The following is a 17,841-nucleotide window of genomic DNA, read 5'->3' as shown; positions in this document are numbered from 1 at the left end:
CGCTACACATAGTTATTGCCTGACGACTCGCCCGCGTCTGGATAGTCAGCCCTGCAATGGTTAGCGACTCTTGTGAGTCGCCTTTCAAACTTCAGGACTGACTATGACAGGCATCGACAGCAACACATTACCCGCGCAGCGAATGGAACCGATCCGGTTCGGCAATCTGCTGATCAATTTCACCAGCGAATTCCATCGGATCTGGGACAGCCGAGGCTCCGGCTCCTCGGTTGGAAGCTTTTGGCGCCCGACCCCCGCCCCTGACCTGCTGCCGGGGTACTTCCCGCTTGGGGATCTGGCCGTGACCGGATATGAAAATATCAACGGAAACAGAATCGTGGCCGTCGTCTGTGAAGGTGAGCTGCAAGGTGACGACGCCTCCCGAAGCAAAGCACTCAGCCCGCCCACGGACTATGAAAAAGTCTGGAGGGACTCCAACTCCGGAGCCGCCGCCGACTGCACGGTGTGGCGCCCGATCCCTCCTTCCGGCTACGTGGCCATGGGACTTGTCTGCTCCAATGGTCGCGACAAGCCATTACTCAATGCGATCCGCTGCGTGCGGGAAGATCTGGTCATCGCCACGACCGTCGGCCATTTGATCTGGGACGATAAAGGCAGTGGCGCAAGACAGAACTTCAGCGCCTGGCACATCGATCCTCCGCAGGCAGCCGAAGGCGAAATCTATTTTGCTCCGGGCACATTCTTCGGTGTCCAGAGCCACTCCAGACCTGTGAACTCCATCGCCTATGCGTTGCGAATGCAGATTCCCCGGCAGTCAGTACCGGCACCCGAGGCTCCGAAACTCTCGGGGTATGGAGCGCCCCCGGAACTGGCACCGGCCAAGGTCACACAGACCGTGCGAATTCCGTGGTTCGCGGTAACCGATCATCTGTCTCCTGGCGAGCAATTATCTACCTCCCCGTTCTACCATCTGGAACGCTCGGATCAGTATGTACTGGTGGGACACGGTCACAACACGAGTGATCTGCCACGGCCGTTCAAGTGGAAAGCAATTCGTGCCCAGAACCCGCAGATGCAGCAGATTTTCAGTCGCCTCACCTCTATCGAAGTGTCGAAAGCGTGGCCAGCGATGCCTTCGGGCGCAGGCCGTGCCATCCGCTACTCGGCGCATTTGTACAAGGACTTTACCTACTGCGAGACATCACCCGACGGCTGGAATGAATCCCGCCCACTGGACATCGTCGCCATGGCTGCCAAAAACAAGGCCGTGGCGATCTACCAGGTACAAAGTCTCTATACGTTGAGGCGCACGGACGGCACTCATGTAGCGGTGAGCATGAGTTACACCGATGATGAAAGCCTTTACTTGACCGAGTATCCGCCAGAAACCGACAGCACGCTGACCTTCACTCCGCAATTGGCGACAGAGCCACCTTCAAGCGAAAGCCATTCAGACCGTGACAGCCACGATATCGGTCTCGCCCCACAGCCGACGACAGAGGAAGGAGTCGTTACAAATACTGCCCCATGATCTCGTCGACCACGCCTTCCTTGCGCATCTGATCCAGCTCAGCCTGCAACCGGGCAACGGTTGCATCCGGCACGTCCTTGTTCAGCGCCAGGTACAGCTCGGCGCTGTTGAAGCGAAGCACGGTTTTCAATCCGGTCACGCCATCCTGTCGAGCCAGATAGCGCCCGGCAGGATCACCAGTGGCCCACAGGTCAATCTGGCCGCTGACAAGCTTTCTGGCGTTGTCCTGATCACGCAGCACCACCACCGGCTTCAGCCCCTGTTTGGTCAACGTCTCGGCAATCGCATCGCCTTTGTAGGCGCCGATCTTGTACTTGCGCGCATCATTGAGGGTTTCGAGGGTGATCTTGCTGTCGGCCTTGGCCAGCATGACCCAGTCGTCCGGGCCGATCGGGCCGACCCACTTGAACAGTTTTTCGCGATCCGGCAGCCGCGCCATGACGAACGCACCGTAACCGGGATTCTCCAGCGCCAGCTTGTAGACCCGCTCCCAGGGGAAGCGCAGAGTCAGGCTGTAGGTGATGCCGGCACGTTTGAACATCTCGCGCACGATGTCCGTGGCAATGCCATTGATGTTTTCGTCCTGGGCGAAATTCTTGCCGTTCTTCGCCATGTTGTACGGCGGGAAGTTTTCGGTGAGGAGCACCAGATCGGTGTCGGGACTTTCTTCGGCGTACCCGGTGTTGATCAACAACACGGAGGCACTGGCGAGGACGAGAAGCAGGCGTTTGATCATGTCGGGCTACCGAAATCCATGGCGTGCCCAAGAGTGCCTTGGGTACGCCATGCTGTCCACTGGCCTGTATTGTTTTGGGTCTGCGTGAAAACTCGCCGAGCGGCGATCAGGCAAGGCAAAAACAGGCGAGGAAGCGGAGTGTAGGGGACCTACATGAGCATTCCGAGCCTGTTTTTAACGCAGCATGATCGTCGCGCAGGCAGTTTTCGCGCAGAGCCTAACGCATTACGATGCCGCGGTGAGCCATATAGGCCTTGGCTTCTTGAACGGTGTATTCGCCGAAGTGGAAAATACTCGCCGCCAGCACCGCGCTGGCGTGACCTTCGAGGATGCCGTCAGCCAGGTGCTGCAGGTTGCCGACGCCGCCGGATGCGATCACCGGAATGCCCAGCGCATCGCTGATGGCGCGGGTCACGCCGAGGTCGAAGCCGTTTTTCATGCCGTCCTGATCCATGCTGGTCAGGAGGATTTCACCGGCACCCAGGCCTTCCATTTTCTTTGCCCACTCGACGGCGTCGAGACCGGTCGGCTTGCGACCGCCGTGGGTGAAGATCTCCCAGCGCGGGGTTTCGCCCGGGCCGGAGACCTTCTTCGCGTCGATGGCGACGACGATGCATTGCGAGCCGAAATGCTGCGCCGCTTCGCCGACGAATTCAGGATTGAACACGGCAGCGGTGTTGATCGACACCTTGTCCGCACCGGCATTGAGCAGGTTGCGGATGTCCTGCACGGTCCGCACGCCGCCGCCGACGGTCAGCGGGATGAACACCTGGCTGGCCATGCGCTCGACGGTGTGCAGTGTGGTGTCACGGCCATCGACGCTGGCGGTGATGTCGAGAAAGGTAATCTCGTCGGCACCCTGCTCGTCATAGCGACGGGCAATTTCCACCGGATCGCCGGCGTCACGGATGTTCTCGAACTTCACACCTTTGACGACCCGGCCGTTGTCCACGTCCAGGCAAGGGATGATGCGTTTGGCCAGCGCCATGGTCAGTCCTCAGCCTTGGTACGAGTCGCAGAAAGCTTGCGCTTCGGCGACGTCGAGAGTGCCTTCGTAGATCGCCCGGCCGGTGATGGCGCCGATGATGCCCGGCGCCTTGGCGTCGAGCAGCGACTTGATGTCACCCAGGTTGTGAATGCCGCCGGAAGCGATCACCGGGATCTTCGTGGCAGCAGCCAGCGCAGCGGTGAACGGTACGTTGCAGCCCTGCATCATGCCGTCTTTGGCAATGTCGGTATAAACGATCGAGGACACACCGTCGGCTTCGAACTGCTTGGCCAGGTCGATGACCTGCACTTTGCTGATTTCAGCCCAGCCGTCGGTGGCGACAAAACCGTCCTTGGCGTCGAGGCCGACGATGATCTTGCCCGGGAAGGCGCGGCAGGCCTCGGCGACGAACGCAGGCTCTTTCACCGCTTTGGTGCCGATGATCACGTAGCTCACGCCCGCCTTGACGTAGTGCTCGATGGTCTCCAGCGAACGGATGCCGCCGCCGATCTGGATCGGCAGGGTCGGGTAGCGCTTGGCGATCGCGGTCACCACTTCACCGTTGACCGGCTGGCCTTCGAAAGCGCCGTTCAGATCGACCAGATGCAGACGGCGGCAACCGCCCTCCACCCACTTGGCAGCCATGCTCACCGGATCATCGGAGAACACTGTGGAATCTTCCATGCGGCCCTGGCGCAGACGTACGCAGGCACCGTCTTTGAGATCGATAGCGGGAATAATCAGCATCTGGCAAACCTTCAAATTTGAATGTTCAGCTTGGCTCGGAAATCAGTTTTTCTCGAGCGCCCACAGGTCGCTTTCGATGCTTTCAAACCGCTCCTTGAGGTGGGTCTGCACATCGAAAATCGCCCTGTTGTAATAGTGCGGAGCAATTTCGCGGGTAAACAGCTCAAGAATTTCCGCCGCCTCGAATGAACCCAGGTCCAGTTCGAAACGATCCTCCATGAACCGCTGGATCTTGCGGCTGGCCTCGCTTTCCTGCTCGGGTGTGAGGGTCAGGATCGGCGGTTTTTTCTTGGCAGCCATTTACCAGCGACCGTCCCACGCCGCGAAGTTCTGCAGCAATTGCAGGCCATGGGTATGGCTCTTCTCCGGGTGGAACTGCACGGCGAAACGCGAACCTTCGGCCAGCGCCGCGGCAAAATCGACGCCGTAATGACCGCTGCCGACCACCTGCCGCGGATTACCCGCGGCGATGTAGTAACTGTGCACGAAGTAGAAACGCGCCAGGTCCGGAATGTTGTGCCACAGCGGGTGATCCACCGACTGCTTCACTTCGTTCCAGCCCATGTGCGGGACTTTCAGGTGCTCGCCGTCTTCATGCAGGTCTTTGCCGAAGAACTTCACCGCGCCCGGGAACAGGCCGATGCAGTCGACGCCGTCGTTCTCTTCGCTGCTGTCGAGCAAGGCTTGCATGCCGACGCAGATGCCGAGGAACGGACGATCCTGGCTGACTTCACGTACCAGCGAGTCGAAACCGAGGCGACGGATCTCCGCCATGCAATCGCGAATCGCCCCGACACCGGGGAAAACCACACGGTCGGCTTCGCGGATCACGTCCGCATCGCTGGTGATCAGCACCTTGCCGGCGCCAACGTGCTCGAGGGCCTTGGCCACCGAGTGCAAGTTGCCCATGCCGTAATCGATTACCGCGACGGTCTGCATTACAGCACGCCCTTGGTCGAAGGCATCTGGCCGGCCATGCGGTCATCCAGCTCGACGGCCATGCGCAGCGCGCGGCCGAAAGCCTTGAACACGGTTTCGATCTGGTGGTGAGTGTTGGTGCCGCGCAGGTTGTCGATGTGCAGGCTGACCAGCGCGTGGTTGACGAAGCCCTGGAAGAATTCCTGGAACAGGTCGACGTCGAAGCCACCAACGGTGGCGCGAGTGTACGGCACATGCATCTGCAGGCCCGGGCGGCCGGAGAAGTCGATGACCACACGCGACAGCGCTTCGTCGAGCGGCACGTAGGCGTGGCCGTAGCGACGGATGCCTTTTTTGTCGCCGATGGCTTGCGCGAAGGCCTGGCCGAGGGTGATACCGACGTCTTCCACGGTATGGTGGTCGTCGATATGCAGATCGCCCTTGCATTGGATATCCAGGTCGATCAACCCGTGACGGGCGATCTGATCCAGCATGTGCTCAAGAAAAGGAACACCGATATCGAATCGGGCCTTTCCGGTGCCATCAAGGTTGATCGAGGCTTTGATCTGGGTTTCCAGAGTGTCGCGCTCGACAGACGCCTTACGTTCGGCCATCACCAGCTCCGCAAAATCATTGGGCGAAAAAGGCAGCCATTATAGGGGCGCGGGGCCGAAACAGAAACACGAGAGGTGGAATGACTGACGGATAGAACCCCGTGCTGTCGGGGATAGACATGTGCATACAAGCTATTTCGGACAGCACAAAACAAATGTGGGAGCGAGCCTGCTCGCGATGAGGGCCGTACATTCAACATCACTGTCGACTGTCAGACCGCCATCGCGAGCAGGCTCGCTCCCACAGGATTTGGTGCCGGCCTGAGATTTCAGGCCGGCAACTTTAGCGTCTTAGTGGAAAAGAACCGCCGTCTTCTGCAGGGTCACCCACACACCCCACGCCAACGGAATCCCCACCACCAGCCACGCAGCGATTGCCAACGGCTTGCTGCCCGGCGCGGCTTTCCACTCCAGCACAGTGCTGCTGTCAGCACCCTTGTCGTGACCCAGCGCCTGTTCGGCGGCCAGTTCGGCGTCGGTCATGAAGTACTTGTCCGCCACCGGACGCACCAGCAGGTTGCACAGGAAACCCAGCACCAGCAGGCCGGCGAGGATGTACAAAGTGATGTCGTAAGCGGCGGCGCGTTCAACGCCGATGCTCAGTTGATACTCACGCAGGTAGTTCACCAGCACCGGACCCAGCACGCCAGCGGCAGCCCAGGCAGTCAGCAGACGACCGTGGATCGCACCGACCATTTGCGTGCCGAACAGGTCGGCCAGGTACGCTGGAACGGTCGCAAAACCACCGCCGTACATCGACAGGATGATGCAGAACGCCGCCACGAACAGCGCAACGTTGCCCAGGTGACCGAGGTTCGGGATCAGTGCGTACAGCGCAAAACCCAGTGCAAAGAACACAAAGTAAGTGTTCTTGCGACCCAGGTAGTCCGAGAACGACGCCCAGAAGAACCGACCGCCGATGTTGAACAGGCTCAGCAGACCGGTGAAGCCTGCCGCAATCGCAGCGATGGACGCCAGTTGACCGGCGTCCAGCTGACCGAACGGCAGATCGTTGCCCAGCAGCTTGCCGCCGAACACTTCCTGCAACAGGGGCGATGCCATGCCGAGGATGCCGATACCCGCCGACACGTTCAGGCACAGCACCAGCCACACCAGACGGAATTGCGGGGTTTTCCACGCCACATTCACGTGAACGTGACGGTGGGTGATCATCGCATTCGAGGCTTTCTTCGCCGGCGCGGCCCAGCCTTCAGGCTTCCAGCCGGTCGGCGGCACGCGGTAAGCCAGCGCACCACCGATCATGAACACAAAGTAGATCGCGGCCATGGCGACGAAGCTCTGCCATACGCCCACGCCCGTCGGCGAAGCGAAATGGCTCATCAAAGCGGTTGCCAGCGGCGCACCGACCATCGCGCCGCCACCGAAGCCCATGATCGCCATGCCGGTGGCCATGCCGCGCTTGTCCGGGAACCACTTGATCAGGGTCGAGACCGGCGAGATGTAGCCCAGGCCCAGACCGATACCGCCGATCACGCCGGAGCCGATCCACATCAGCCATATCTGGTGGGTATAAATACCCAACGCCGAAATCAGCAGACCGCCGCACCAGCACAGTGCCGATACCACACCGGCCTTGCGTGGTCCTGCGTGTTCGAGCCAGCCACCCCAGATTGCAGCCGAGCAGCCGAGGAAGATGAAGAACAGGGTGTAGATCCAGCCGAGCATGGAGATCGGCCAGTCGCATTGCGACGAGAAGACTTGTGCGATGAAGCTCATGTCCGGTGCGCAAGCCACCGGAGCGGTCACGCCCAGCGCCTTGGACAGCGGCAACCAGAACACCGAGAAGCCATAGGCCATGCCGATGCACAGGTGAATGGCCAGTGCGGCCGGTGGGACCAGCCAGCGGTTGAAACCGGGCTTGGCGATGATGCGTTCCTTGGACAGGAACGCAGGCTGGGCGGCGCTGAGGCCGTCCGCCGTGATGCTCGTGCTCATTGTGTATCCCCCAATTATTAGTATGCGTTCGCCAGCCACTGCTCACCCCCGGCCTTTATGCACGCAGGCATGACCGTGTTGGTGGGTGGAGCTCCTTGAAGCGCGACCAAAAGTCGCAGAGGGACGGACGAACGGGCGAAGGTTACCATCTGCACGTGACAGAAAAACCAAACTGATATCACCTTTTTTGAGTCATCTGATCTCAGATGACCGGGGAACCCTCCCGCCGACCGTTGTCGAAGCGCTGCACGCCGCGGATCGACAGGTTCCTCTGGACACCGCACCAGCACAGGGTCATGCAGCGCTATACTCCCCGGCTAAATTATGAATTCGACTAACTACAAGGACTCGCCCATGAAAGCGTTCGGCAAAATCCTGGGTCTGGTACTTCTCGGGCTGTTGCTGATCATTGTGGCGGCGGGCTTCGCCCTGACCCACTTCTTCGATCCCAACGACTACAAAGACGAGATCCGCCAGATAGCCCGCGACAAGGCCCACATCGAGCTGACGCTCAATGGCGATATCGGCTGGAGCCTGTTCCCATGGCTCGGCCTGGAATTGCACGAGGCCAGCGTCGCCACCCTGATCAAGCCTGACGAACCGTATGCCGATCTGCAGATGCTCGGCCTGTCGGTACGCGTGCTGCCGTTGCTGCGCCGTGAAGTGCAGATGAGTGATGTGCGTGTCGAAGGTCTGAACCTGCGCCTGAACCGTGACAAGAACGGTCACGGCAACTGGGAAGACATCGGCAAGCTGCCGGCTGCAGCGCCCGCGCCGGGCAGCACCCCGCCTGTTGCCGCTGGCGAACCGGTCGCCGAAACACCTGCCCAGCCGGAAAAACCGCCGCAGCCGATTCGCCTCGACATCGACAGCCTGACCGTCAACAACGCCCGCGTTGAATACAACGACGAGCAGACCGGCAAGCAGTTCAGCGCCGAAAGCATCCAGTTGAGCACCGGCGCGGTACACGACTCGACCAACATTCCGCTCAAAGCCACGGCATTCCTCAGCACCAATCAGCCCGTGCTGCGAGTGCGCACCGAGCTCAATGGTGAGCTGCGCATCGAGCGCGCCCTGCAACGTTACAAGTTCGAAGACCTGAAGCTGTCCGGCGAACTGACCGGTGATCCCCTGCAGGGCAAAGCCATGACGTTCTCCGCCCAGGGGCAGATGTTGCTCGACAAGGCTGCAAACGTCGCCGAATGGACCGGGATCAAGATTTCCGCCAACCAGTTGCGCGCCTTGGGCGAGCTGAAGGCCAACGATCTCGACAAGACGCCGCAGATCACTGGCGCGATTTCCATCGCCCAGTTCGATCTGGCGAAGTTCGTCGACAGCATCGGCCAGACCCTGCCGGCCATGGCCGAAGGCAGCCTGAGCAAGGTCGAGCTGGTCAGCCGTGTCGCTGCCACACCGACCAGCCTGGCGCTGGACAACATCAACCTGAAACTCGACGACAGCAACTTCAGCGGCCGCATCGCCGTCGAAGACTTCGCCAGGCAATCGCTGCGAGCGATCCTCAAGGCCGACACCTTCAACGTCGACCGCTACCTGCCGCCGAAATCGGAAAAAGCCGCCAGCGCCACTCAGGCACGCCAGACCGAAGTCGCCAGCACCGAAGCCGATGCCATGGCCGGCGCCGGCAGCACCCCGCTGCCGGACAAACCGAGCAAAAGTGCCTGGAGCACCGAGCGACTGTTCCCGGTGGAGCGCCTGAGCAAACTGGACGTGAACGCCGACCTGACCTTCGGCCAGTTGACCCTCGATAAATTACCGATCCAGAACGCCGCACTGAAAGCCACCGGCCAGGGCGGCCTGCTGACTCTGGAGAACCTGCGCGGCGAGCTGTACAACGGCGACTTCGAATCCAAGGGCACGCTGGACGTGCGCCAGACCGCGCCGGTACTGAATCTGCAAACCCGGATCAACCGCGTGCCGGTGGAAAAAATCCTCGAAAGCCAGGGCAAGAACCCGCCGGTCAAAGGCCTGGTGAACCTCACCAGCACCGTCACCGGTAGCGGGAACAGCCAGCAGGCGCTGATCGACACCCTCAACGGCAACGCCAGTTTCGTGATCAACAACGGCGTGTTGCTCAATGCCAACCTCGAACAGCAACTGTGCAAAGGCATCGCCACCCTCAACCGCAAATCCCTGAGCGGCGAACCGCGGGGCAAGGACACGCCGTTCCAGGAACTCAAGGGCAACCTGACCTTGCGCAACGGTGTGGCCAACAACCCGGACCTGAAAGTGCGCATCCCTGGCATGACCGTCAACGGTGACGGCGACATCGACCTGAAAGTGCTGGGTATGGACTATCGCGTCGGCATCATCGTCGAAGGCGATACCAGCGCCATGCCGGACCCGGCCTGCCAGGTCGGCGAGAAATTCGTCGGCATCGAGTGGCCGCTGCGCTGCCGTGGCCCGCTGGAGCTCGGCGCCAAGGCTTGTCGTGTGGATAACGAGCGCCTCGGCCAGGTCGCGACCAAATTGGCCGGCGACAAGCTCAGCGAAAAAATCGACGAGAAACTGGGCGACAAAGTCAGCCCTGAATTGAAAAACGCATTGAAGGGGCTGTTCAAGCGATGAGAGCGGAGCAGTTTTCCACGGCGGTGCTGGAATGGTTCGACCGTCACGGCCGCCATGATTTGCCCTGGCAACAGAACATCAACCCGTATCGGGTGTGGGTGTCCGAGATCATGTTGCAGCAGACCCAGGTCAGCACCGTGCTCAATTACTTCGACCGGTTCATGGCCGCGCTGCCGACGGTCGAAGCCCTGGCCGAAGCGCCGGAGGACGAAGTGCTGCACCTGTGGACGGGCCTGGGTTACTACACCCGCGCGCGCAATCTGCAGAAGACCGCGAAGATCGTCGTCAGCCAGTACGGCGGCGAATTTCCCCGCGATGTCGAGAAACTCACGGATCTTCCGGGCATCGGCCTGTCCACTGCTGGCGCGATTGCCAGCATCAGCATGGGCCTGCGCGCGCCAATCCTCGACGGCAACGTCAAACGGGTGCTCGCGCGCTTTACCGCACAGGAAGGCTACCCCGGCGAGCCGAAGGTCGCCAAACAACTGTGGGCCAACGCCGAGCGCTTCACGCCGCAGGATCGGGTCAACGCCTACACCCAGGCGATGATGGATCTGGGTGCCACGCTGTGCACCCGCAGCAAGCCGAGCTGCCTGCTGTGTCCGCTGAAGAAGGGCTGCGAAGCGCACATGCTCGGCCTGGAAACGCGTTACCCGATCCCCAAGCCGCGCAAGGCCATCCCGCAGAAGCGCACGCTGATGCCGCTGCTGGCCAACGAGGACGGCGCGATTCTGCTTTATCGTCGCCCATCCAGCGGATTGTGGGGCGGTTTGTGGAGCCTGCCGGAACTCGACGACCTCGACGACCTGCAACACCTCGCCGCGCAGCACTCGCTGGAACTGGGCGAGCAGCAGGCGCTGCCGAGCCTTGTCCACACCTTCAGCCATTTCCAGCTGTCCATCGAACCCTGGCTGGTTCAGGTGCAGGAAGCCGGCGGTCACGTGGCCGAGGCCGACTGGCTCTGGTATAACCTCGCCACCCCGCCGCGCCTGGGCCTCGCCGCCCCGGTCAAGACCTTGCTCGAACGCGCGGCCGCCGTCTTGAATGCAGGAGAGTCGACATGACCCGCACCGTAATGTGCCGCAAGTACAAAGAACAACTCGAAGGTCTGGAGCGCCCGCCGTACCCGGGCGCCAAGGGCCAGGACATCTTCGAACACGTCTCGGCCAAGGCCTGGGCCGACTGGCAGAAACACCAGACCCTGCTGATCAACGAAAAACGCCTGAACATGATGAACGCCGAAGACCGCAAATATCTGCAGGGCGAAATGGACAAGTACTTCTCCGGCGAGGAATACGCCCAGGCCGAAGGCTACGTTCCACCGGCCGAATAACCCCCGGATTTCGTAAGCGACGGAATTAATTTAAGAAATTTTAAAAAAGTCGTTGACGTAAATCCGAAAAACCCTTTTAATGCGCCCCGTTGCCCAGATAGCTCAGTCGGTAGAGCAGGGGATTGAAAATCCCCGTGTCGGCGGTTCGATTCCGTCTCTGGGCACCAAATACCGAAAACCCTGAATCGCAAGATTCAGGGTTTTTTTATGCCTGCGATTTGATGACGGCCTGATTCAGGGACGCATCGGCAACGGTCGCGCCATCCCGGCGCGACCGGCAACGTCCCTAGCTGTTGTCGTTCCAGTGGAACACCAGATTGCGCGCTGCACCGCCGCCTATTTCGGCCGCATCCCGACGCGTTTCACCATTGCGGGTAGCGACGACCGTGTACTTGCCGGGCGGTAACTGCACATACACCAATGGCCCGGTCTGATTCAGCGTCAGCACGGTTTGGCCGGGGGCTTTCTGGATCATCACATCGACATCGGCGGTGTACAGGTTTTGCATGCCGACGGCGAAGGTCATGTGCAGGTTGTAGCCAGCGGATTGCTGAATGGCTTTCGACTCATCCAGGCCAATCCCGCCGGCCAGATAGCGAATACCGTTTTGCTCTTGCTGCTGAGCCTGCACAGCGGAATTGTCGATCGGCTCCAGACTTGCAGCCTGCGTCATGAGCGGAAACAGCAACACCGCCGCAGCGGCAACGGGCAGCACGAATTTAAGAACGCGTTTCATGAGGACGACTCCCGGGCTCTCGCGGAACCCAATCGTTACCTCTTTTTAGATTTTGTCTCGTGAGGTGAGTTTTAGAACGATTGGGAGTTGCGGTAGATACGAAAAGGACTACAGAAAACTCCACCAACGATTCGCGCCGCATTGCGTCTCGAATTAGCGATTGCCTGATCAACCTGCACATTTGGTACTCACTGCGTTCCGATTCGTTGCATACCCACCCGCTTGAAGTTCATCCTCGAACCGTCCCCGAAAGTCTGGATCGCCATGAACCTACAAAGCGCGACACTGCCACTCAGTCAGCTGTCAGCGGAAAGCGAGCCCTTCCACGAGCCCGCCGCCGACGGCTATTTGCTCGGCGGTTTCACCTGGCGTCACGCGTCTCCTGATCCACAGCGCCCGCTGGTGATCATCAACGCCGCCACGTCCGTGCGCTGCCGCCACTACTCGCGCTTCGCGGCGTATCTGTTCGCCAACGGCTTCGACGTGATCATTTACGACTACCGGGGCATTGGTGAGTCGCGGCCAAAGTCGATGAGGCATTTGCAGGCTTCATGGACGGATTGGGGCGCGCTGGATTTCGAGGCGATTCTCAAACGAGCACAGCGGGAGTTTCCCGGTCAGCCGATCGATGTGGTCGGGCACAGTTTCGGTGGCTGTGCAGCAGGCCTGGGGGCATCCGGACATCTGATCCGACGACTGGTGACGGTCGGCGCGCAGTTCGCTTACTGGCGCGATTACGCGCCCGAGCACCGCTGGCGGATGTTCGGCAAATGGCACCTGCTGATGCCGCTGGTCACGCTGTTCTGTGGCTATTTTCCGGGCAAGCGACTTGGCTGGCTGGAAGACACGCCCGCTGGCGTGGTCCGCGACTGGAGCACGCCCGACGCACGTTATGAGCGGCGCCCGAGCGGTAGAACAATCGCCGACTTGCCCTTCGCCAACGTCCGGGCCAAAGCCCTGGCAATCAGCATCAGCGACGATCCCTACGGCACGATTCCCGCCATCGAACGCCTGCTCGATTACTTCCACAACGCGCAAAAGACCCACCTGCGAATCGAGCCGCAGGACATCGGCGAACAAGAAGTCGGACATTTCGCCTTTTTTCGCAGCGCATACCAAGCCACACTATGGCCCATCGCGCTGACCTGGCTGCAGACCGGCGCACTGGCCCCCGATACACCGGGGCGGCAAGTGCCGCGCAGTTGAGTCCCCTCCAACGCATCACGGAACACACACCATGGCTTCCGCCAACAAGCAGCAAAAACGCGCCGCCCGGGCCAAGACCAAGGCCAGGCAGAACCGCACCAAACGCGCCGAGGCACCGGTCGAACTGGACCCGAACGACGACCGCATCGATTTCGAGTCGGTGGACCTGACCGAACTGTTCAAGAAAATGATCGACGCCGAGAAGATCAGCCAGCAGGCCATGTGCACGGCATTCCTTGAGGACCCGCTGCTGGAGCTGGTGTATGAACAGGAAGGTGAAGAAGGCGCGATGGATTTCATCCTCGCCGCACTGATCGAGTACCGCCAGTGGTCCACCGAGACCGACGAGGCCGGTGCCCTGGCGTGGATCGAGTCGCCTGACTTCCAGAAAGACTATGTGGCCGCGTCCGACGCGATCGCCGCACAAACCCAACAGAAAGACTGAGTTCCCATGGCATCCCTGAACAAGCAACAGAAACGCGCCAAACGCGCCAAGGCCAAGGCCAAGCAGATCCGCATGGTCGGCCGCAAACCCCTGGCCCTGGACGATGACCTCGGTCACCTGGCCGAGCCGATCCCGGAATACACCCTGGCGATGTTCAGCAAGATGCGCGACGCCGAAGCCGTCAGCCGCAACGACATGCTGCTGACCCTGCTGCGCGAGCTGGCGTTCATCATCGTCGACCATCCTGAACTGCTGGACATGGAAAACGCCGACGACGAAGGCATGGCCGCCACCCACCTGGCCGCCGACATGCTGATCGACTATCGCATGTGGGCCGATGGCATGGATCGCGAGACAGCCCAGGCCTGGTTGAGCGAGCCGCAGTTCATCACCGATTTCGGGATGGCACTGGATACTTACGGCCAGTCGCTCGAAGCGCCTGAAGAGAAGAGCGAATAAACCTCGCCCGCAAACAAAAACGGCCGCTTGTCATCGCTGACAGCGGCCGTTTTGCATTACGCGATCCGGATCAGTTCAACACCACCGCACCACGCTTTTCTGCCTTGCGACGACGCGCCACGAGCATGCCGGTCGCAACAACTACCAGGCTCAGCAGGCCCGTCGCGAGGATTTCCACGCGGTGGGCGTCCTGGAACAACATGATGGTCAGGGCCGCCACGATGAACACGATCACCGCGTAGGTCAGGCCCGGGAACAGCCACATGCTGAAGACGATTTTTTCACCGCGAGCCATGCGCTGCTTACGCATGCGCAGTTGCGAAATCGCGATCACCAGGTACACCAGCAGCGCGATGGCGCCGGAGCTGGCCAACAGGAACTCGAACACCGCAGCCGGAGCCACGTAGTTGGCGAAGGTGCACAGGAACGCTGCGCCTGTGGACAGCATCACCGCCCAGTAAGGGGTGCCGCTCTTGTTGGTGCGGGTCGCCATGGCCGGGGCATCGCCACGTTTGCCGAGGGAGAACAGCATGCGCGAAGAGGTGTACAGCGCCGAGTTCAGGCAACTGGTCACAGCGACCAGCACCACGATATCGACGATCATCTTGGCGTTCGGGATGCCCATGCGCTCAAGCACAGTCTGGTAGGAGCCAAGGCTGGCCAGCGCTGGATCGTTCCATGGCACCAGGGCCACGACGATGAAAATCGATACGAGGTAGAACAAACCGATCCGCCAGATCACCGAGTTGGTGGCCTTGGAAATCTGCTTGCCAGGGTTCTTCGATTCCGCGGCCGCGATGGTCACGATCTCGGTACCCATGAAGGAAAACATGGTGGTCAGGATCGCGCCCAATACAGCGCCCAGGCCGTTTGGCAGGAAGCCCTGGGTGTCAAAAATGTGCGACACACCGCTCACCTGGCTGTTCGGCAGGAAACCGAAAATCGCCGCCACACCCAGAATGATGAAACCGATGATCGCCACGACTTTGAGCAGGGCGAACCAGAATTCGAACTCACCGTAGTTTTTTACGCTGAACAGGTTGGTCACCGTCAGCAGCATGGTGATGATCAGCGCGAAGGCCCAGATCTCCACGCTCGGGAACCAGGCATGCAGGATGGTCGCGGCGGCGTTGGCCTCCAGCGGGATCACCAGAACCCAGAACCACCAGTACAACCAGCCGATGGTAAAACCGGCCCAATGACCGATGGCGCGGTCGGCATAAGTCGAGAAGGAGCCGGTATCCGGCGAGGCAACGGCCATTTCGCCGAGCATGCGCATGACCAGCACAACCAGCATGCCGGCAGCGGCGTAGGCCAGCAGCACGGCCGGGCCGGCGGCGGCGATCGCGTGGCCGGAGCCGACGAACAGACCTGCACCGATCACACCGGCGATCGACAGCATGGTCACATGACGCGGTTTGAGCCCCTGTTCGAGGCCATTGGAGCTTTGGGTACTGCTCATTGGAACTACCTTTGCGAGGAAAGCGATTGCGTCCGGCCCGTCTGGCGTTCCTTCTCGTAAAAAGAATCCAACGGGGCGTTCCAGATTCTGCACGCAATAATTGCGCCAAAATGTTTCAAAGTCTTCTGGCCCGCGGTTTTCAGTACGACCGGACAGTCATCGCAAGTCCTTGAGAATACTGGCCTTTCGCCAAAGCGTTACCCTGCGACTCACTTTTCAAAACGAACGGGCGCACCAGAAACACACTGAAAAAGTGCGGGATGCACAATAAAAGGGCGAATGAGGAACGTTCGGCCGGATAGCGCTTCCAACACCCCGCCAAAGGTGGCAACATCGCGCCTTTTTTTACGCGACACCCACGGGAATCAACGTCAAACGCCCGTTCGGTTGTTGACGGGGCGACAGTCTGCTGCGCTGATGCGACAACCTGCCACACGCCATCCGTTTACCGCTCGTAGCGCTGTTGGCTGCCATTGAAACGCTATGCTAGCTTGGCCGCCTCGCCAGGAAGGCCAACCAACAGCTGGAGCGCAACATATATGAGGAACGCACATGGCTGAGGCCACGCCCGCGCTTGAAATCCGCAACCTGCACAAACGCTACGGACAGCTTGAGGTGCTCAAAGGCATCTCGCTGACCGCCCGCGACGGCGATGTGATCTCGATCCTCGGTTCCTCCGGTTCCGGCAAGTCCACGTTCCTGCGTTGCATCAACCTGTTGGAAAACCCGCACCAGGGCCAGATCCTGGTCGCCGGCGAAGAACTCAAGCTCAAGGCCGCCAAGAATGGCGAACTGGTTGCCGCCGACGGCAAGCAGATCAATCGCCTGCGCTCCGAGATTGGTTTTGTATTTCAAAACTTTAATCTGTGGCCGCACATGAGTGTGCTCGACAACATCATCGAAGCCCCGCGCCGCGTGCTCGGCCAGAGCAAGGCCGAAGCCATCGAAGTCGCCGAAGCCCTGCTGGCCAAGGTCGGCATCGCCGACAAGCGCCACGCCTACCCGGCGCAGCTGTCCGGCGGCCAGCAACAGCGCGCGGCGATTGCCCGCACACTGGCGATGCAGCCCAAGGTGATCCTGTTCGACGAGCCCACCTCCGCCCTTGACCCGGAAATGGTCCAGGAAGTACTTAATGTCATCCGCGCATTGGCCGAAGAAGGCCGCACCATGCTGCTCGTGACCCACGAAATGGGGTTCGCCCGTCAGGTGTCCAGTGAAGTGGTATTCCTCCACCAGGGCCTGGTCGAAGAGCAAGGATCGCCACAGCAGGTGTTCGACAACCCGCTTTCGGCGCGCTGCAAACAATTCATGTCCAGCAACCGCTAACGGAGCTACCCGCATGCAGAACTACAAAAAGGTCTTCCTGGCCGCCGCCGTCTCCCTGGCGTTCAGCGCCGGCGCCATGGCCGAGACCCTGAAGATGGGCATCGAAGCCGCTTACCCGCCGTTCAACAATAAAGACGCCAGTGGCCAGGTCGTCGGTTTCGACAAAGACATCGGCGACGCCCTGTGCGCCAAGATGAAAGTCGAATGCAGCGTCGTGACTTCCGACTGGGACGGCATCATCCCGGCCCTGAACGCCAAGAAGTTCGACTTCCTGATTTCCTCGCTGTCGATCACCGACGAGCGCAAGGGCGCGGTGGACTTCACCGACCCGTACTACTCGAACAAGCTGCAGTTCATCGCGCCGAAAAACGTCGATTTCAAAACCGACAAGGACTCGCTCAAAGGCAAGATCATCGGTACGCAACGCGCGACCCTGGCCGGCACCTGGCTTGAAGACACTTACGGTAGCGATATCGAAGTCAAGCTCTATGACACTCAGGAAAACGCCTACCTGGACCTGACGTCCGGTCGTGTCGACGCGATTCTGGCCGACAAGTACGCCAACTATGACTGGCTGAAAACCGACGCAGGCAAGAACTACGAGTTCAAGGGCAACGCGGTCGTGGAAAGCGACAAGATCGGCATCGCCGTGCGCAAAGGTGACCCGCTGCGCGAGAAGCTGAACGCCGCATTGAAGGAAATCGTTGCCGACGGTACCTACAAGAAGATCAACGACAAGTACTTCCCGTTCAGCATCTACTGATCCTGACCTGCGGGACCTGCACCGTGCTCTGACGGTGCAGGCTCCCGGCCTTGCCTGCCGCGATTTGAAAAGAA

Annotated in this window: 18 protein-coding genes and 1 tRNA gene; 10 read left to right on the top strand and 9 right to left on the bottom strand. The window is 60.4% G+C overall.

Annotation, left to right across the window (positions count from 1 at the left end; all coding sequences use genetic code 11):
- Positions 1-103: 103 nt before the first annotated feature.
- The gene (locus C6Y56_RS01620) at positions 104-1,492 is read left to right on the top strand and encodes a Vps62-related protein (protein WP_169428450.1); all 1,389 of its coding nucleotides are present in this window, start codon (positions 104-106) and stop codon (positions 1,490-1,492) included.
- Here C6Y56_RS01620 and C6Y56_RS01615 read toward each other — a convergent pair.
- The 7 genes from C6Y56_RS01615 to C6Y56_RS01585 all read right to left on the bottom strand — a co-directional run bounded on the left by C6Y56_RS01615 (position 1,473) and on the right by C6Y56_RS01585 (position 7,451).
- The gene (locus C6Y56_RS01615) at positions 1,473-2,228 is read right to left on the bottom strand and encodes a substrate-binding periplasmic protein (protein WP_169428449.1); all 756 of its coding nucleotides are present in this window, start codon (positions 2,226-2,228) and stop codon (positions 1,473-1,475) included. The two genes, C6Y56_RS01620 and C6Y56_RS01615, sit on opposite strands and share 20 nt — an antisense overlap.
- Positions 2,229-2,445: 217 nt before the next feature.
- Complete coding sequence (hisF, locus tag C6Y56_RS01610; RefSeq protein ID WP_007897430.1) at positions 2,446-3,216, bottom strand: imidazole glycerol phosphate synthase subunit HisF; 771 nt, start codon at positions 3,214-3,216, stop codon at positions 2,446-2,448.
- A 9-nt stretch (positions 3,217-3,225) separates the two neighbouring features.
- Positions 3,226-3,963 carry a 1-(5-phosphoribosyl)-5-[(5-phosphoribosylamino)methylideneamino]imidazole-4-carboxamide isomerase gene (gene hisA, locus C6Y56_RS01605; protein WP_169428448.1) on the bottom strand — a complete coding sequence of 246 codons (738 nt, stop codon included), beginning with the start codon at positions 3,961-3,963 and terminating at the stop codon, positions 3,226-3,228.
- 42 nt (positions 3,964-4,005) lie between these two features.
- Positions 4,006-4,263, bottom strand: a complete 258-nt coding sequence (locus C6Y56_RS01600) for a DUF2164 domain-containing protein (RefSeq protein WP_169428447.1) — start codon at positions 4,261-4,263, stop codon at positions 4,006-4,008.
- Entirely contained in the window at positions 4,264-4,902 is a 639-nt protein-coding gene (gene hisH, locus C6Y56_RS01595) for an imidazole glycerol phosphate synthase subunit HisH (RefSeq protein WP_114881092.1), read from the bottom strand.
- On the bottom strand, positions 4,902-5,495 hold the full coding sequence (gene hisB, locus C6Y56_RS01590) for an imidazoleglycerol-phosphate dehydratase HisB (protein ID WP_085712764.1): 594 nt from the start codon (positions 5,493-5,495) through the stop codon (positions 4,902-4,904). The genes hisH and hisB overlap by 1 nt, the downstream gene beginning before the upstream one ends.
- Before the next feature lie 291 nt (positions 5,496-5,786).
- Positions 5,787-7,451, bottom strand: coding sequence for an OFA family MFS transporter (locus C6Y56_RS01585; RefSeq protein ID WP_169428446.1), 1,665 nt, complete (start codon positions 7,449-7,451; stop codon positions 5,787-5,789).
- 354 nt (positions 7,452-7,805) lie between these two features.
- On the opposite strand from C6Y56_RS01585, the gene C6Y56_RS01580 reads away from it, so the two are divergent.
- The 4 genes from C6Y56_RS01580 to C6Y56_RS01565 all read left to right on the top strand — a co-directional run bounded on the left by C6Y56_RS01580 (position 7,806) and on the right by C6Y56_RS01565 (position 11,537).
- The gene (locus C6Y56_RS01580; RefSeq protein ID WP_169428445.1) at positions 7,806-10,037 is read left to right on the top strand and encodes an AsmA family protein; all 2,232 of its coding nucleotides are present in this window, start codon (positions 7,806-7,808) and stop codon (positions 10,035-10,037) included.
- Positions 10,034-11,101 carry an A/G-specific adenine glycosylase gene (gene mutY, locus C6Y56_RS01575; RefSeq protein WP_119428651.1) on the top strand — a complete coding sequence of 356 codons (1,068 nt, stop codon included), beginning with the start codon at positions 10,034-10,036 and terminating at the stop codon, positions 11,099-11,101. Before C6Y56_RS01580 ends, mutY begins: the two co-directional genes overlap by 4 nt.
- Positions 11,098-11,370 carry an oxidative damage protection protein gene (locus tag C6Y56_RS01570; RefSeq protein ID WP_085712761.1) on the top strand — a complete coding sequence of 91 codons (273 nt, stop codon included), beginning with the start codon at positions 11,098-11,100 and terminating at the stop codon, positions 11,368-11,370. Before mutY ends, C6Y56_RS01570 begins: the two co-directional genes overlap by 4 nt.
- Before the next feature lie 91 nt (positions 11,371-11,461).
- Positions 11,462-11,537: transfer RNA gene (locus C6Y56_RS01565), tRNA-Phe, on the top strand.
- Positions 11,538-11,656: 119 nt separating this feature from the next.
- On the opposite strand, the gene C6Y56_RS01560 is transcribed toward C6Y56_RS01565, so the two are convergent.
- On the bottom strand, positions 11,657-12,106 hold the full coding sequence (locus C6Y56_RS01560; RefSeq protein WP_169428444.1) for a carboxypeptidase regulatory-like domain-containing protein: 450 nt from the start codon (positions 12,104-12,106) through the stop codon (positions 11,657-11,659).
- 264 nt (positions 12,107-12,370) lie between these two features.
- Between C6Y56_RS01560 and C6Y56_RS01555 the strand changes: the two genes are divergently transcribed.
- Genes C6Y56_RS01555 through C6Y56_RS01545 form a run of 3 tightly spaced genes read left to right on the top strand, consistent with a single transcriptional unit; the run spans position 12,371 to position 14,216 of the window.
- Positions 12,371-13,312, top strand: coding sequence for an alpha/beta hydrolase family protein (locus C6Y56_RS01555; RefSeq protein ID WP_169428443.1), 942 nt, complete (start codon positions 12,371-12,373; stop codon positions 13,310-13,312).
- Between the two features lie 31 nt (positions 13,313-13,343).
- Positions 13,344-13,757: a hypothetical protein gene (locus C6Y56_RS01550; RefSeq protein ID WP_169428442.1), complete on the top strand. Its 414-nt coding sequence runs from the start codon at positions 13,344-13,346 to the stop codon at positions 13,755-13,757.
- 6 nt (positions 13,758-13,763) lie between these two features.
- Positions 13,764-14,216 carry a hypothetical protein gene (locus C6Y56_RS01545; RefSeq protein WP_169428441.1) on the top strand — a complete coding sequence of 151 codons (453 nt, stop codon included), beginning with the start codon at positions 13,764-13,766 and terminating at the stop codon, positions 14,214-14,216.
- Between the two features lie 70 nt (positions 14,217-14,286).
- On the opposite strand, the gene gabP is transcribed toward C6Y56_RS01545, so the two are convergent.
- On the bottom strand, positions 14,287-15,678 hold the full coding sequence (gene gabP / locus C6Y56_RS01540; protein ID WP_169428440.1) for a GABA permease: 1,392 nt from the start codon (positions 15,676-15,678) through the stop codon (positions 14,287-14,289).
- A 552-nt stretch (positions 15,679-16,230) separates the two neighbouring features.
- Between gabP and C6Y56_RS01535 the strand changes: the two genes are divergently transcribed.
- Both C6Y56_RS01535 and C6Y56_RS01530 read left to right on the top strand, forming a co-directional pair.
- Positions 16,231-17,004 (top strand): ABC transporter ATP-binding protein, encoded by a 774-nt coding sequence (locus tag C6Y56_RS01535; RefSeq protein ID WP_027922189.1) that lies wholly within the window; start codon positions 16,231-16,233, stop codon positions 17,002-17,004.
- Between the two features lie 13 nt (positions 17,005-17,017).
- The gene (locus tag C6Y56_RS01530; RefSeq protein ID WP_169428439.1) at positions 17,018-17,767 is read left to right on the top strand and encodes an ABC transporter substrate-binding protein; all 750 of its coding nucleotides are present in this window, start codon (positions 17,018-17,020) and stop codon (positions 17,765-17,767) included.
- Positions 17,768-17,841: the final 74 nt, after the last annotated feature.

The organism is Pseudomonas fluorescens, from assembly GCF_012974785.1.
GTDB classification, from domain to species: domain Bacteria; phylum Pseudomonadota; class Gammaproteobacteria; order Pseudomonadales; family Pseudomonadaceae; genus Aquipseudomonas; species Aquipseudomonas fluorescens_BT.
Note: the sequence above shows the minus strand (reverse complement) of the source record. Positions and strands in the feature narration are given on the sequence as shown.